General features: G+C 61.1%; 11 protein-coding genes. 7 read left to right on the top strand and 4 right to left on the bottom strand.

The genetic code is table 11. The features are described from left to right. Window positions 1-87: 87 nt before the first annotated feature. Complete coding sequence (locus tag V3C85_RS17550; RefSeq protein WP_331796728.1) at window positions 88-747, bottom strand: helix-turn-helix domain-containing protein; 660 nt, start codon at window positions 745-747, stop codon at window positions 88-90. A 301-nt stretch (window positions 748-1048) separates the two neighbouring features. On the opposite strand from V3C85_RS17550, the gene V3C85_RS17545 reads away from it, so the two are divergent. Further along, window positions 1049-3427 (top strand): DUF1989 domain-containing protein, encoded by a 2379-nt coding sequence (locus tag V3C85_RS17545; protein WP_331796726.1) that lies wholly within the window; start codon window positions 1049-1051, stop codon window positions 3425-3427. 15 nt (window positions 3428-3442) lie between these two features. Here V3C85_RS17545 and V3C85_RS17540 read toward each other — a convergent pair whose 3' ends face one another. Both V3C85_RS17540 and V3C85_RS17535 read right to left on the bottom strand, forming a co-directional pair. After that, window positions 3443-4504: a hybrid-cluster NAD(P)-dependent oxidoreductase gene (locus V3C85_RS17540; RefSeq protein WP_331796725.1), complete on the bottom strand. Its 1062-nt coding sequence runs from the start codon at window positions 4502-4504 to the stop codon at window positions 3443-3445. A gap of 3 nt (window positions 4505-4507) precedes the next feature. Continuing rightward, a complete protein-coding gene (locus V3C85_RS17535) occupies window positions 4508-5740 on the bottom strand; it encodes an aromatic ring-hydroxylating oxygenase subunit alpha (protein ID WP_331796724.1) in 1233 nt (410 codons plus the stop codon). Window positions 5741-5882: 142 nt separating this feature from the next. On the opposite strand from V3C85_RS17535, the gene V3C85_RS17530 reads away from it, so the two are divergent. Further along, complete coding sequence (locus V3C85_RS17530; protein ID WP_331796723.1) at window positions 5883-6800, top strand: LysR substrate-binding domain-containing protein; 918 nt, start codon at window positions 5883-5885, stop codon at window positions 6798-6800. On the opposite strand, the gene V3C85_RS17525 is transcribed toward V3C85_RS17530, so the two are convergent. Then, window positions 6778-7452, bottom strand: coding sequence for a TetR/AcrR family transcriptional regulator (locus tag V3C85_RS17525; protein WP_331796722.1), 675 nt, complete (start codon window positions 7450-7452; stop codon window positions 6778-6780). The two genes, V3C85_RS17530 and V3C85_RS17525, sit on opposite strands and share 23 nt — an antisense overlap. A gap of 120 nt (window positions 7453-7572) precedes the next feature. Between V3C85_RS17525 and V3C85_RS17520 the strand changes: the two genes are divergently transcribed. The 5 genes from V3C85_RS17520 to phnE all read left to right on the top strand — a co-directional run bounded on the left by V3C85_RS17520 (window position 7573) and on the right by phnE (window position 13986). Beyond that, a complete protein-coding gene (locus V3C85_RS17520) occupies window positions 7573-9618 on the top strand; it encodes an NADH:flavin oxidoreductase (protein ID WP_331796721.1) in 2046 nt (681 codons plus the stop codon). A gap of 169 nt (window positions 9619-9787) precedes the next feature. Next, window positions 9788-11131: an esterase-like activity of phytase family protein gene (locus V3C85_RS17515; RefSeq protein ID WP_331796719.1), complete on the top strand. Its 1344-nt coding sequence runs from the start codon at window positions 9788-9790 to the stop codon at window positions 11129-11131. A 133-nt stretch (window positions 11132-11264) separates the two neighbouring features. Further along, window positions 11265-12083 carry a phosphonate ABC transporter ATP-binding protein gene (gene phnC, locus V3C85_RS17510; RefSeq protein WP_331796717.1) on the top strand — a complete coding sequence of 273 codons (819 nt, stop codon included), beginning with the start codon at window positions 11265-11267 and terminating at the stop codon, window positions 12081-12083. Between the two features lie 44 nt (window positions 12084-12127). Beyond that, window positions 12128-13024, top strand: a complete 897-nt coding sequence (gene phnD / locus V3C85_RS17505; RefSeq protein ID WP_331796715.1) for a phosphonate ABC transporter substrate-binding protein — start codon at window positions 12128-12130, stop codon at window positions 13022-13024. Window positions 13025-13107: 83 nt separating this feature from the next. After that, entirely contained in the window at window positions 13108-13986 is an 879-nt protein-coding gene (phnE, locus tag V3C85_RS17500; protein WP_331796714.1) for a phosphonate ABC transporter, permease protein PhnE, read from the top strand. Window positions 13987-13993: the final 7 nt, after the last annotated feature.

Genomic DNA, 13993 nt, shown 5'->3' with positions numbered 1-13993 from the left:
GGGGCTGATGAAGGAATGTGCAAAATGAAAAACCCCTGTCGTGGGACAGGGGCAAAACCTTGCGCAGATCATGTGGGAAATGGGGGCTTAGCCCTGGGGGTAGGCGATCACCGAAAGATACCGCGCGGGCAGTTTCACCAGATTTTCTGGCCCATGCGGCGCATCAGCGTCAAAGAACAGGCTGTCACCCGGTTTCAGCGGATAAATCTGATCGCCGTGGCGATAATCGACCTCGCCTTCCAGCATGAACAGCAGCTCTAATCCTTCGTGCTGAAAGGCGGGAAAGGTGTCACTCTCGGTCGTCAGGGTGATCATATAGGGTTCGACCACCACACCTGATGAATTAGAGCCGATATGGCCCAGCAGGTTATACTGATGCCCCGCCCTTGTGCCACGGCGCTCGATCTCGACATGCTCGCCCGCCTTGACATGCTGGGCCTCGCGGCGCTCTTCAAAGCTGCGGAAAAAGGCCGTTACCGGCACCGAAAAAGCATGGCTGAGCGCCTGAAGGGTGGTCAGCGATGGAGAGGTATTGCCGTTCTCGATCTTTGACAGCATCCCGATCGACAGCCCGGTGACCGACGCCAGATCTGCCACCGTCATGCCCTGTTGGCGTCGGAAATTGCGCACTTCGCGGCCAATCGCTGCCTCAAGGTTGCGTTCCGAGATTTCGCGCAAACGGTGCGGATCTTGTTCAAAGGCGGGTTTTCCGCGGGGCAGACTGGGGGGGCGCGTGTGATCGTCCATCGGGAAACCCTGCTGATCCAAGGGGGAAGCCTGTGATCAATTTCACTAAAGGGAAACACCCTTTGGGGCAAGGGGCGGGCGCGCCGTCAGCTTTGTGCCGACAGGGCCGCTGGTCAGGGTTGCCCCCCACGTTCAAGACACGCGGGGCCCGCAGATCAGGCAGCAGCCACGCCCAGGATCTGTGCAGTGACAGCATTTTCGCCTGTTTCCCTGTGCAAATGCTTGCGCCAATCCGACTCTGCAACTATTCTTGAAGATGAACAAGTTTTACCACTGTTAAAATTGCGCACAAGGCAGGCTGATGCTCGACACCCGCTATCCCAATGTCATGGCAGGGCCGCCGCGCCCCAGTCGCATTCTGACGCCCCGAGATCTGGAGAGGCACCACGGGCGCGAACGCCATGTCGTGCCAGGGGGCGGGGCCTTGCTGCTGCGTCTGGGGCAAGGCGATCGCCTTACGCTTGTGAATGACGAAGGCGGTCAACCGGTTGAACTGGTGGCGGCCACGCCCGAAGGCCGCATCGCCGCCGCCATTCTGGGGCAGGTCGCCAATTCCGATGCGGGCGGGCTTAAGGCGATGTTGGCGCTGGGCGACGCGGCGGGCCCCGGTTTGGGGCGCTTGCGCCGGGCCCTTGTGACGCGCGGGATCGCGCTGGCGCAGGCGGGTGCGCTGCGCCTGTTTGCGCCCGACACGCCTGCCGGGGCGCAGGCTGGCCTGACAGCGCAAGACGACGGGTGGCTGATCATCGCCGCCCCCGGTCTGCCGATGGCCCCCGACACATATATGACCGCAACCCCCATTACCGTGCATCTTCAGCGCGCCACCCCGCGCATCCTGGGCAAGTTCGACTTGCCCGACCCTTTGGCCGATCCGGTGCTGGATCTGCGGGTGAATTCGGCCACCGCCGAAAGCTATTTCGTCAAGGCCGGTGATTATATCCAGATCATTGATGTCGAAGGCCGCCAATGCACTGATTTTCAATGCTTTGATGCCCGCAAACTGGAGAGGGGCATTCAGCACGCGCTGGATGTCACCACCAGCCGCACGTTGATGGGCCATGCCTATTCGATGCCCGGTTTGCATTCGAAATATTACGATCAGGATTTCGTGCCGCTGGTCGAAGTGGTGCAAGATACCGTCGGCCGCCATGATGCCTTTGCCATGGCCTGCGCGTCGAAATATTATGACGATATCGGCTATCCCGGCCATGCCAATTGCTCTGACAATTTCAATGCGGCCCTGGCCCGGCATGGGGTTGATCCGCGCCCGGGCTGGATGGCGGTCAACCTGTTCTTCAACACCAATATCGACGCCCATGGCGTGTTGATCAGCGACGAGCCGTGGTCACGCCCGGGCGATTATGTGCTGTTTCGGGCATTGACTGACCTTGTTTGTGTCAACTCGGCCTGCCCGGATGACACGTCGCCTGCGAATGGCTGGTATCTGTCCGATATCCATGTGCGCACCTATTCGGGCGCTGAAACCTTTAGCCGTTCCATCGCCTATCGCCCCACGCCGGAGTCAGAGCCGAAAATGACCAAGGAAACTGCCTTTCACGCGCCGATTTCGGCAAAAACCCGGAATATGGTGGAATACAAAGGCTATTGGCTGCCGCAGGTCTATTCTGCCAATGGCGCTATCGAGGAATATTGGGCCTGCCGCGAAAAGGCTGTGGTGCTTGATCTGTCGCCCCTGCGCAAGTTTGAGGTGACAGGCCCGGATGCCGAGGCCCTGATGCAATGGTGCCTGACGCGCGACATGAAAAAACTGTCGGTGGGGCAGGTGGTCTATTCGGCCATGTGCTACGACCACGGCGGCATGATCGACGACGGCACCGTGTTCCGTCTGGGCAAGGATCAGTTCCGCTGGATTGGGGGCGACGACAGCTCGGGCCTGTGGCTGCGCGAACAGGCGCAAAAGCTGGGCCTGAATGTCATGGTGCGGTCTTCGACCGATCAGTTGCACAATCTGGCTGTTCAGGGCCCCAATGCGCGCGAAATCATGCGGCGCATGATCTGGACAGCGCCGCATCAGCCGACGATTGACGAATTGGGGTGGTTCCGGCTGACCATTGGCCGGGTCGGGGGGCCGTCAGGGGCGCCGGTGGTGGTGTCGCGCACCGGCTATACCGGCGAGTTGGGCTATGAAATCTTTTGCCACCCCAAGGATGGCGCCGCGGTCTATGATGCGGTCTGGGCCAATGGGGGTGATCTGGGCCTGCGCCCGATGGGCCTTGCCGCGCTGGATATGGTGCGGATCGAGGCGGGGTTGATCTTTGCAGGCTATGATTTCAGCGATCAGACCGACCCGTTCGAGGCAGGCATCGGCTTTACCGTGCCGTTGAAATCAAAGACCGATGACTTTATCGGCCGCGACGCGCTGATCCGCCGCAAGGAAAACCCGCGCACCAAATTTGTGGGTCTTGAGATCGAGGCCAATGTTGATGTCGGCCATGGCGATGGCCTTTATGTCGGGCGGGCACAGATAGGGGTGGTCACATCCTCCATGCGCTCGCCACTGTTGGGCAAGAACATTGCGCTGGCCCGCGTGGATCTGGCCCATGCCGCCCTTGGCACCCCGCTTGAGGTGGGCAAGCTGGACGGCCACCAAAAGCGGTTGCCGGCCGTGATCGTGGGGCTGTCGCATTACGACCCCAAGAAAACCCGCCCGCAAAGCTGACGGGGGCGGCCCGCCCTACAGATCCAGCACGACGGTGCCCTGGGGGCGGGCGCAACAGGCCAGAATGATACCTTCGGCGATTTCATCGTCTGAAATGCCCCCGTTATGCACCATCGCCACCTCGCCCGAGATCTTCTTGACCTTGCAGGTGCCGCACAGACCGAAATTGCAGCTGGACGGAATATTCAGCCCGGCGCGTTTGGCCACGGCCAGCACCGTTTCGGTGCCATCACAGGCCACGGATGTGCCGGAACCTGCAAAGGTCACTTCCGAAACCGAAGCGGGTTCGTGAACCTCAACCTGCACTTCTTCGGGCTGCGGGGCGGCAAAGCTTTCTTCGTGATAGCGCGCCATGTCATAGCCCAGTGACACCAGCATGTCGCGCACGGCCTGCATAAAGGGGGCAGGGCCGCAGCAGAACACCTCGCGCTCAAGGTAATCCGGGGCCATCAGGCCCAGCATGATCTGGCTAAGCCGCCCGCGATAGCCATACCAGACCGAGAACGGTTCAACCTCTTCGACGGTGAAGCACAGTTGCAGGCCCGGCACACGGGCGGCAAAGCCTTCCAGCCGTTGCTTGAAGATGATGTCACTCGGCTTGCGGGCGGCATGCACAAAGGTGATGTCGGGCATGGCGCCGGAATCCCACGCCCATGTCGTCATCGCCATCATCGGGGTGATCCCGGATCCGGCTGAAATGAAAAGGTATTTTTCGGCCGGATGGCGCAAAGAGCTGAACACCCCCGCAGGCCCATGCGCCTTGATCCGCATGCCTGGTTTCAGATGATCCAGCATCCAGCGCGTGCCGATGCTGCCCGGTTGCGCCTTGACCGTCACCGAAATCGACAAGGGCCGCGACGGGCTGGACGAAATCGTGTAGGTCCGCATCAAGGGGCCCCCCGGCACAGGCAGCTCCAGCGTCAGGAACTGCCCGGGCTGATAGTCGAACCATGCCCCCGACGGAGCGCGAAAGGCAAAGGTCGCACAATCGGCCGTTTCGGGAATGACCATGGCGCATTCCAGCACCTCGGCATCAGACCAGGGTGCAGCCGTCCAGTTCTGGCGTTCGTGCCCCATGGTTTACTCTGCCGCCAGACGGGCAGGGGCGGCCACCGCGCGCCGCATGGTGGCCAGATACCAGTCGATGAACTGGATCACACCGCTTTCCTGCTTGGCCGAATAGGGCCCCGGCTCATAAGCGGGCGAATTGATGCCGGCCTGATTTTCCTCAACCACCCGGCGGTCTTCGTCATTGGTGGCCAGCCACACTTCGGTCAGGCGGTTCAGATCATAATCGCGGCCTTCCACGGCATCCTTATGCACCAGCCAGGTCGTCACCACTTCGCTTTCGGTCGGGCTGACAGGCAGGACACGGAAGTTCAGCACATGGTCTGACAGAAAATGGTTCCATGTGTTCGGGTAATGGAAGAACAGCAGGGTGCCGGCATTGGCAAAGGGCATGCCGGGCAGTTTGGGCGCGGCGGCCTTGCCGTCCATCGTGTAACTGACCGCATCGCCCACAAAGGGAATGCGCACCAGCCGCCACTGCTCGTTTTCCGAGATCAGATAGCGCGAGGGCAGGCCCGCATCTTCGCACCGGTTCACATGGGCTGCCCCGGCAGGCGACGACAGGCTGTCATCCGATCCGACCAGATCAGGATCATCATTGAAGGTGCGGCACAGCGACGGATGCGATCCCGCGCAGTGATAGCATTCGCGGTTGTTTTCCAGCACCAGTTTCCAGTTGCCATTTTCAATGATGCGCGATTGATGCGCCACCTTCAGATCGCCCATGCCATGCGGCGCGGTATAGCGATCTGCCGCCGCTTGCACCGATGCGAAATCCGTCGGTTCCTCTGCCACGCAGACAAACACCATGCCTGCGGCAATGGCGCACTGAACCGGCTTAAGCCCATGTTTCGATGCATCAAACCCTGCGTCCATGTCGCGCGCCCACAACAGGCGCCCATCGGTTTCGTAGGTCCACTGATGATAGGGGCAAACCAGCTTGGCCGCCGTTCCCGATGGCTTGGAACACAGCCGCTGCCCGCGATGACGGCAGACGTTGTGAAAGGCCCTGATCTGCCCATCAGCCCCGCGCACCACGACGATCGGGTATTCCCCCAGTTGCAGTGTCACATAGGCACCCGCCTTGGGGAATTCAGCCACCGAGGCGGCAAAGATCCAGTCCTGATACCAGATCGCCTCCAGATCGGCGCGATACAGGCCCGCATCCGTATAGAACGGCCGCGTCAGCGCGTGATTCTTGGTCTGCGCATCCAGCAAGGTGGCAAGGTGGCCATTGTCGATCATCTGGGCATCCATGAGCAAAGAGGGCGTCGGAAAAAGGTGAAAAGCAGACGCAACTTTCGTGCAAATGCCGCCGCTCTCAACTACACAAATATTCGATGAAACGATAACTTCAAATTATGTATTGACGGAAAGCACACCCTCCATGGCAAACCTGCGGCGCAGCGTTCCTTCGATGAGTGCGCTTGCCACCTTTGAGGCGGCGGCCCGGCTGGGCAGCTTTACCCAGGCGGCGGCGGAACTGGGCGTGACGCAGGCGGCGGTCAGCCGTCAGATCAAGCTGCTGGAAGATGATCTGAACACCGCCCTGTTTCTGCGCGCCCATCGGCGGGTTACCCTGACGGCCGCGGGGGCGGCGCTGGCGGGCACGGTGGGCAATGCCTTTGCCAATATGGCCGAAATGATCGAAACGATCCGCCGCCCCGTGGCGGATGATACGGTGAATGTGGGTGCAACGCTGGCGTTCAGCCACTTTTTCATCTTGTCGCGTTTGTCTGAATTTCGCGCCTTGCACCCCGAAATCAAGCTGAAACTGGTGTCTGACGATGGGCCAACCGACCTGCGGCGCGATCGTCTGGATGTGGTCATCCGCTTTGGCAGGCCGCCCTTTGCCGATGGGCAGTGCCTGCTGACCCGCGAAGATGAGGTCTTTCCTGTGTGCAGCCCGCGCCTGCTGGCGCGCCTTGGGCCTGCGCCGCAGGGCATAGATCTTGCCCGATTGCCCCTGATCGCCTCGGATATCGTGACGCCGTCCTGGCAAACCTGGCGGTCTTGGGCGCGGGCCGTGGGTCTTGGCCCGTCGCTGGGCCACGCGGCACAGACCAGTGCGCTGCGGTTCAACCATTACACCGATGCCATCGAGGCGGCCTTGAATGCCGAAGGCGTGGCCTTGGGGTGGTCGATGTTGCTGGCAAACCATCTGCGTGAGGGCCGTCTGGTGCGTCTGGGCCACCAATGCCTGACCAGTGAAGACCGCTATTGCCTGCTGGTGCCCAAGCACCGAGAGATGACCCCGGCCACCCGGCAATTCGTCAACTGGATCACAGTTCAGCTTCGGGGCTGACCTTCAGTCGGGCGTGAAACCGGTCCAACTCGCTTTGCGTGGGGGCTGTGCCGCAAAAGGTTTGCACATAGCGCGGCGTGCGCTCGACGCGCACCGCCATGCTTTCCTTCACCTGCATCGCGATATAGCCGATCTGGGTCAGATACACCGTGCGCGCCCGCACATCGGCCTCATCCGGGGCAAAGCCAAACCTTTCAAACAGCGCACAGATCGCCGCCAGCCGGGTTTCATCGGCCTGATGCACCTGCGCGGCCACGGCATCCGATTGATGCGCCCAGCCCCGCACGGCAAAATCCAGTTGCGACTCGAACAGCGTTTCGTCCTGAAAAACCACGATCAGGTTCAGGATCGCTTCGGCAATGGTTTCGGCATAGCTGGCGCAGGCCTCGACAAAAGCGCCTGTGTTCTTGGCCTGCCAATCGGCCAGCAGTGCCGCCAGCAGGGCATTTCTATCCTTGAAAAACCAGTAAAAGCTGGTGCGCGCAATCTGCAAACGGTTAGCCAAGGGCTGCACCTTGACCGCATCCACCCCGGATTCGATCAGCGCCTGTTTGGCGGCCTCTAGCCACAGGTCACGCGATCCGCGCCAGCCCGAGGTTTTCTCTGGGCCCTCTCGTTCCGGGTCGTCCTGACTGTCTGCACCATCGTTCATGCCCGGCAGGATAGGCCGTTGCTGGCCCCCTCTCAAGAAAAATATACAGCGATGAACTGAAACTTGACACAAGTGAACATTTGGCGAAGAACTAAGGGCATCTGTCATGGAGCCCGCGTCATGTCCAACGATCCCCTTTTGCAACCCTATCAGCTGAAACACCTGACCCTTCGCAACCGGATCATGACGACAAGCCATGAACCGGCCTATCCCGAAGACGGGATGCCAAAGCAACGCTATGCCGCCTATCACGCCGAACGCGCCAAGGCCGGGGTGGCGCTGGCCATGACCGCAGGATCGGCCGCGGTGTCAAAAGACAGCCCGCCGGTGTTCAACAACATTCTGGCCTATAAGGATGAAGTGGTGCCGTGGATTCGGCAGTTGACGGATGCCTGCCACGACCACGGCTGTGCGGTGATGATTCAGCTGACGCATCTGGGCCGCCGCACCACCTGGAACAAGGGAAACTGGCTGCCATCCGTTTCGTCGTCCAAGCACCGCGAACCCGCCCATCGGGCCTTTCCGAAACTGGCCGAAGACTGGGATATTGAACGCATCATTTCGGACTTTGCCGATGCCGCAGAACGGATGCAGGCGGGGGGTATGGACGGGATCGAGCTTGAGGTTTACGGCCACCTTCTCGATCAGTTCTGGTCACCGCTGACCAATGATCTTGATGGCCCCTATGGCGGCCAAACGCTGGACACGCGGATGCAGCTTTTGACTGATGTGCTGCGCGGCATTCGCAAACGGGTGGGCACGGACTTTATCGTCGGCCTGCGCTATACGGCAGATGAGGCGGCGGAAGGCGGCATCACGCCCGAGGAAGGGCTTGTCATCTCCAAGCGCCTTGCCGACAGCGGCATGGTCGATTTTCTGAATGTCATTCGCGGGCGCATTCACACCGACCCGGCGATGACAGATGTGATCCCGGTGCAGGGCATGAAAAGCGCCCCGCATCTGGATTTCGCGGGCCAGGTCAGGGCCGCGACGGGCATGCCCACCTTCCATGCCTCGCGTATTCCTGACGTTGCCACCGCGCGCCATGCGGTGGCGGCCGGGCTGCTGGATATGGTTGGCATGACGCGCGCCCACATGGCCGATCCGCATATCGTGAAAAAGATCATCGAGGGGCGGGAAGAGGAGATCCGTCCGTGCGTCGGCGCCACCTATTGCCTTGACCGCATCTATGCGGCGGGCGAGGCGCTGTGCATCCACAACCCCGCCACTGGGCGCGAGTTGACCATGCCGCATGACATTGCCCCGGCCCCGGTGCGCAAAAAGGTGGTGGTCGTGGGCGCAGGCCCTGCGGGGCTTGAGGCCGCGCGGGTGGCGGCCGAACGCGGCCATGCCGTCACCGTGTTCGAAGCCCAGCCCAACCCCGGTGGCCAGATCCGGCTGACCGCGCGCAATCCCCGCCGCCGCGAGATGATCTCGATCATTGATTGGCGCATGGCGCAATGCGCGGCCCGCGATGTCGAGTTTCGCTTCAGCACCTGGGCCGAGGCTGCCGACATCACCGCGCTGACCCCCGATGTGGTGGTGGTCGCCACCGGCGGCCTGCCCAATACCGAATTGTTCGAAAGCGGCAAAGAGCAGCCCCTGATCGTCAGTTCTTGGGATCTGATCTCGGGCGATGTAAAGCCCGGAGCGGATGTTCTGATCTACGACGAAAGCGGCGATCATCCGGGGCTGATGGCAGCCGAGGTGGCCGCCGCCGCCGGTGCCAAGGTCGAGGTGATGACCCCCGACCGCACCTTTGCGCCCGACATCATGGCGATGAATCTGGTGCCCTATATGCGCGCCCTGCAGGACAAGGATGTGCAGTTCACCGTCACCCGCCGCCTGAAAGACGTGGCGCGCGATGGCAACCGGCTAAGGGCGACCATCGGCACGGATTACAGCAGCCTGACCACGGAAAAAACCTATGATCAGGTGGTGGTCAACTATGGCACCCTGCCGCTGGACGATCTGTATTTCGACTTGCGGCCCCTGTCGTCAAACCTTGGTGCTGTCGATTACGATGATCTGATCGCAGGCCAGCCGCAACAGGTGATGCGCAACCCCCAAGGCCGCTTTCAGCTGTTCCGCATCGGTGACGCGGTCAGCGCGCGCAACATCCATGCGGCTATCTATGATGCGCTGCGTCTGCTGAAGGATATCTGACCATTAACGGGCGTCGCCATCATGGGGGCGCCCAGCACTGGCCTGAATGCGCATGGCCTGTTCTTTGCGCATAACGGCCTTTGGCAAAACTGTCGCAGAACCATAGCCGCGGCGCAACACGTCTGTCATGCGGCCGGGCGAAGACAGGGCACCAACGATGGAGTGCCCCATGACAGCCCGTATCCTTCCTCTTGCGCTGCTTGCCCTTACCACCCCTGCCACGGCGCAGGAAACCTTCCCCGCCACTCTGGCCGGCCATGCCTATCTGCCTGCGCTCAGCCTTGTGGCACCTCCCGCTGATGCCCCCCGCGATGCCTGGATCAGCGGCAAATTCACCGGTGCCACCCGTAATGGCGTGCCGATGTCCGTACCAGGCGACACCGGCACACTGCACGGCAAACGGCTGACCGGCATCAACCTGCCCTTCATCGGCCAACCGCTACAAGGCTTTTCCGGCTTTGCGATGAACCGGGCCGAAGATGGCTCGGTCTATGTGCTGACAGACAACGGTTTTGGCTCCAAGGCCAACAGCCCCGACGCCATGCTGTTCTTCAGCCGTATGATACCTGATTTCGACTCCGGCAAGGTCGAGATCAAGGAAACCGTTTTCCTGCATGATCCCGACTTCAAAGTGCCTTTCCGCATCTCGTGGGATGGCACCGAGAGCCGCTATCTGACTGGGGCAGATTTCGATCTGGAAAGCCTTCAGCGCGTTGGCGACTCGATCTGGATGGGTGATGAATTCGGCCCTTACCTGATCGAGGCGGGACTCGATGGCCGCATCAAGGGCGTCTATCCAACGCTGGTCGCTGATCAGCTGCTGAAAGGGCCGGACACACCCGGCATTTCGGCCACTTCGGTCATGGGGGTCGATTGGACCGTTCCCCGTTCAGGAGGGTTTGAGGGCATGGCCCTGCAACCGGGAACGGGTCTGCTTTGGGCGTTGCTGGAAAAGCCGCTGCTGGGGGCCGATGGTCAGGCCGAGGGCGCGTTTCTGCGCAGCATGGCCTTCGATCCGGCCCGCCGCGAATGGACAGGGGCCAGCTTCAAGTTCAAACTGGCCGACGGGGCCACGGCCATCGGTGACTTCAACTTCATCGACGAAACCCGCGCTCTGATCATCGAACGTGACAATGGCGAAGGCGAGCCTTCGCTGAAATGCGCGGGCGACCCCATGCCCGATTGCTTTCCGCTGCCTGCCATCGTCAAGCATGTGGTGCTGATCGACACGGCCAGCGTCGATGCAGATGGCTTTGTGCGCCGCATCGGCCAGATTGATCTGATGAACATCGCCGATCCTCAGGGCAAGGCGCGGCTGACCACAGACGGCGGTCAGGATGGCCGGTTCAGCCTGCCGTTCTTCACCATCGAAGATGTGATGCGGGTTGATGACAGCCACATCATGGTCGCCATCGACAACAACCTGCCTTTCTCGGCTGGCCGCAAATTGAATGCCGCAGCCGATAACGAAGTTGTCCTGCTCTCCGTGCCCGAGTTTCTGGCTGCCCAGTAGCGCTAGTCCTCACCGGTCTTGACGATGGGGCGGCAGGGCCACCCTGCCGCTTCGTCACAAGAGTTTCGCACAGCTTACCAGAACACGTCACATAGCGGCGCTAGACCCCGCTTTGACAGGAAAGGGGCTAACCATGCTGAAAGTGATCGAGGTTTCGCGCCATTTCGGCCAGAAAGCGGCCGTTGATCGGATCAGCTTTTCGATCGACCGGCCTTGTTTCGTGGGGGTGATCGGGCGTTCGGGGGCGGGCAAATCCACATTGCTGCGCATGATGAACCGGCTGACAGATGCCACTTCGGGCCAGATCATGGTCGAAGGGCGCGATATTCTGGCGCTTAAGGGTGCCGAAGCGCGTGCCTGGCAAAGCCAAAGTGCGATGATCTTTCAGCAATTCAACCTTGTGCCGCGCATGGATGTTGCCTCGAACGTGCTGCACGGCATCCTGAACCGCCGCTCGACAGTGCAAACCCTGTTCAACCTGTGGTCGCGCGACGATATCCTCAGGGCGATCGACATTCTTGATCGCCTCGGTATCGCCGATCAGGCCCCCAAGCGGGCCGAGGCACTGTCGGGGGGGCAGCAGCAGCGCGTGGCGATTGCCCGTGCGCTGATGCAAGACCCCAAGATCATTTTGGCTGACGAACCCATTGCCAGCCTTGATCCGATGAATGCCCAGATTGTCATGGATACGCTCAAGCGCATCAATGTCGAAGATGGCCGCATGGTCATCGCCAATCTGCACACGCTGGATACCGCGCGCCGCTATTGCGACCGGGTGATCGGAATGCGCGACGGGCGCATCGTCTTTGATGGCACGCCCGACCAACTCTCAACGGGTGTCGCCCGTGACATCTATGGTGCCGACGCAACCTTCAACGAGTCTGCCACATCGACCAGCCTTCCCACCGATGCCACCGCCGACAACGCCTATGCCGAGGCGATGCTTGGCTAACCCCGACCCCTGCTGAAACAGGGGAACCCCACTTGGAGACGAAAATGAAAACGCTTCTTCTGGCCACCGCCCTGACCACGGCCCTGTCCGGCCTTGCCACCGCGCAAGAGATAACCCAGTTCAATATTGGTCTGCTGGGGGGCGAGAATGCGCAAGACCGCATGACTTCGAACGAATGCTTCCGTGCCAAGATTGAAGAGGCGCTGGGCGTTCCGGTCAAGCTGTTCACCCCTGCCGATTATGATGGTGTGATTCAGGGGATGCTGGGCGGCACCATCGACTACGCCTGGCTGGGTGCATCGGCCTACGCCAAGATTTACCTGACCGACCCCGAAGCAGTGGATGTCAGGCTGACCAAGCAGAATGTTGATGGCTCGACTGGCTATTACTCATTCGGCTTTGCCCGCAAGGATTCAGGCATCACCAGCATTGCAGACGCCAAGGGCAAGGTCTTCGCCTTCGGCGACCCGAACTCGACCTCGGGCTATCTGGTGCCGGGCGCCGAACTGACCGAAACCTATGGCAAGCTGGAAGATTATTTCGCCGAGGTGAAATTCTCGGGCGGGCATGAGCAGACCATCGTCGGCGTCGCAAATGGCGATTTCGCCGCAGGCGTTTCCTGGGCCGATGGTCTTGGAAACTGGGAAGATGACTACAATTCCGGTGCCTTCCGTCGCGCCACGGATGCAGGTCTGGTCGATATGAACGATCTGGTCCAGATCTGGCAATCCAAGCTGATCCCCGAAGGACCGCTTGTGCTGCGAAAGGCCCTGCCGCAAGAGGTAAAGGACAAGGTCACCGACCTGACCGCCAACCTGTGGGAAGACGACCCGACCTGCGCCTATGGCGTCGCAGCCGGGGACGCCAAGGATTTCGTGCCCGTCACGCATGAGGCATTCTCGGGCATCATTGCCGCCCGCAAACTGCAAGAAGGCATGTAATTCCTGCACCATTGCAGGCTGGGCCCCGGAAACGGCGGCCCGGCCCTTGCCTTTCTTGCCGCGCGCAACCCCAAGGGGGATTCATGGTCGATATCGCATTCGGGCCGCACGGGGGCAAACGCCCCAACCTGACACAGACCAGAGAAAGCTATCTGGAACTGGTGCGCCGCAAGCGTCTTTACGGCGGCATCCTGCTGGTTGTCTTCATCGCGCTCTTTGCCTCGGGCTGGCAACTGGCCGAAAGCCGAAATGCCGGGGGCTTTCTGAACGGCATCGGCAACGTGTTCCAGTTTCCGGCCGAAGTCATGGCCGAAGCCTGGGCCAAACGCGCCGAAATCCCGGCCCTGTTTCTGCAGCATAGTCCTGCCCTGATCGAAACCCTGAACATCGCCGCCGTCGCCACCCTGATCGGGGCCGGCATGGCGATGGGCCTTTCGCTGCTTGCCACGCGCGGCCTCGCCCGTTGGCCCCGCGCCATTCCGCTGTTCCGCCGCCTGATGGATGCCATGCGCGCAGTGCCAGAAATCGTCATCGCGCTGGTGCTGATCTACATCCTTGGCGGCGGCCCCGTCCCTGCGGTTATCGCCATCGCCTTTCACACTGGGGGCGCGCTGGGTAAACTCTTTTCCGAAGTTGCCGAAAATGCCGATCTCAAGCCGGTCGAGGGCCTGCAATCCGTCGGTGCCAACTGGTCGCAACGCATGTGGCTAGGGGTGATCCCGCAGGTGGCGCCCAACTGGCTGTCCTATGCGCTCCTGCGCTTTGAGGTCAATGTCCGCGCCAGTGCCATCCTTGGTTTTGTCGGCGAAGGCGGCATCGGCCATGATCTGAAACTGGCCATGCAATGGGGGCAGGGGCGCTATGATCAGGTGGTCGCCATCTTCCTGCTGCTGTTCTTGTCCATCGTCGTTATCGACCGGATTTCTGACCATTTCCGCCACCGTCTGGTAAAGGGGCACTGACATGGCC

Origin of the sequence: Pseudotabrizicola sp. L79, from assembly GCF_036553525.1 — a bacterium.
GTDB lineage: Bacteria > Pseudomonadota > Alphaproteobacteria > Rhodobacterales > Rhodobacteraceae > Pseudotabrizicola.
The sequence above is the reverse complement of the archived record's forward strand: the minus strand, read 5'-3'. Positions and strand labels throughout refer to the sequence as shown.

Bases quoted from the DNA above. Each gene is read 5' to 3' on its own strand.
- V3C85_RS17520 (WP_331796721.1), top strand. From the start codon at position 7,573: ATGTCCAACGATCCCCTTTTGCAACCCTATCAGCTGAAACACCTGACC.
- V3C85_RS17545 (WP_331796726.1), top strand. From the start codon at position 1,049: ATGCTCGACACCCGCTATCCCAATGTCATGGCAGGGCCGCCGCGCCCC.
- V3C85_RS17540 (WP_331796725.1), bottom strand. From the start codon at position 4,504: ATGGGGCACGAACGCCAGAACTGGACGGCTGCACCCTGGTCTGATGCC.
- V3C85_RS17550 (WP_331796728.1), bottom strand. From the start codon at position 747: ATGGACGATCACACGCGCCCCCCCAGTCTGCCCCGCGGAAAACCCGCC.
- phnC (WP_331796717.1), top strand. From the start codon at position 11,265: ATGCTGAAAGTGATCGAGGTTTCGCGCCATTTCGGCCAGAAAGCGGCC.
- V3C85_RS17535 (WP_331796724.1), bottom strand. From the start codon at position 5,740: ATGATCGACAATGGCCACCTTGCCACCTTGCTGGATGCGCAGACCAAG.
- V3C85_RS17530 (WP_331796723.1), top strand. From the start codon at position 5,883: ATGGCAAACCTGCGGCGCAGCGTTCCTTCGATGAGTGCGCTTGCCACC.
- V3C85_RS17515 (WP_331796719.1), top strand. From the start codon at position 9,788: ATGACAGCCCGTATCCTTCCTCTTGCGCTGCTTGCCCTTACCACCCCT.
- phnD (WP_331796715.1), top strand. From the start codon at position 12,128: ATGAAAACGCTTCTTCTGGCCACCGCCCTGACCACGGCCCTGTCCGGC.
- V3C85_RS17525 (WP_331796722.1), bottom strand. From the start codon at position 7,452: ATGAACGATGGTGCAGACAGTCAGGACGACCCGGAACGAGAGGGCCCA.
- phnE (WP_331796714.1), top strand. From the start codon at position 13,108: ATGGTCGATATCGCATTCGGGCCGCACGGGGGCAAACGCCCCAACCTG.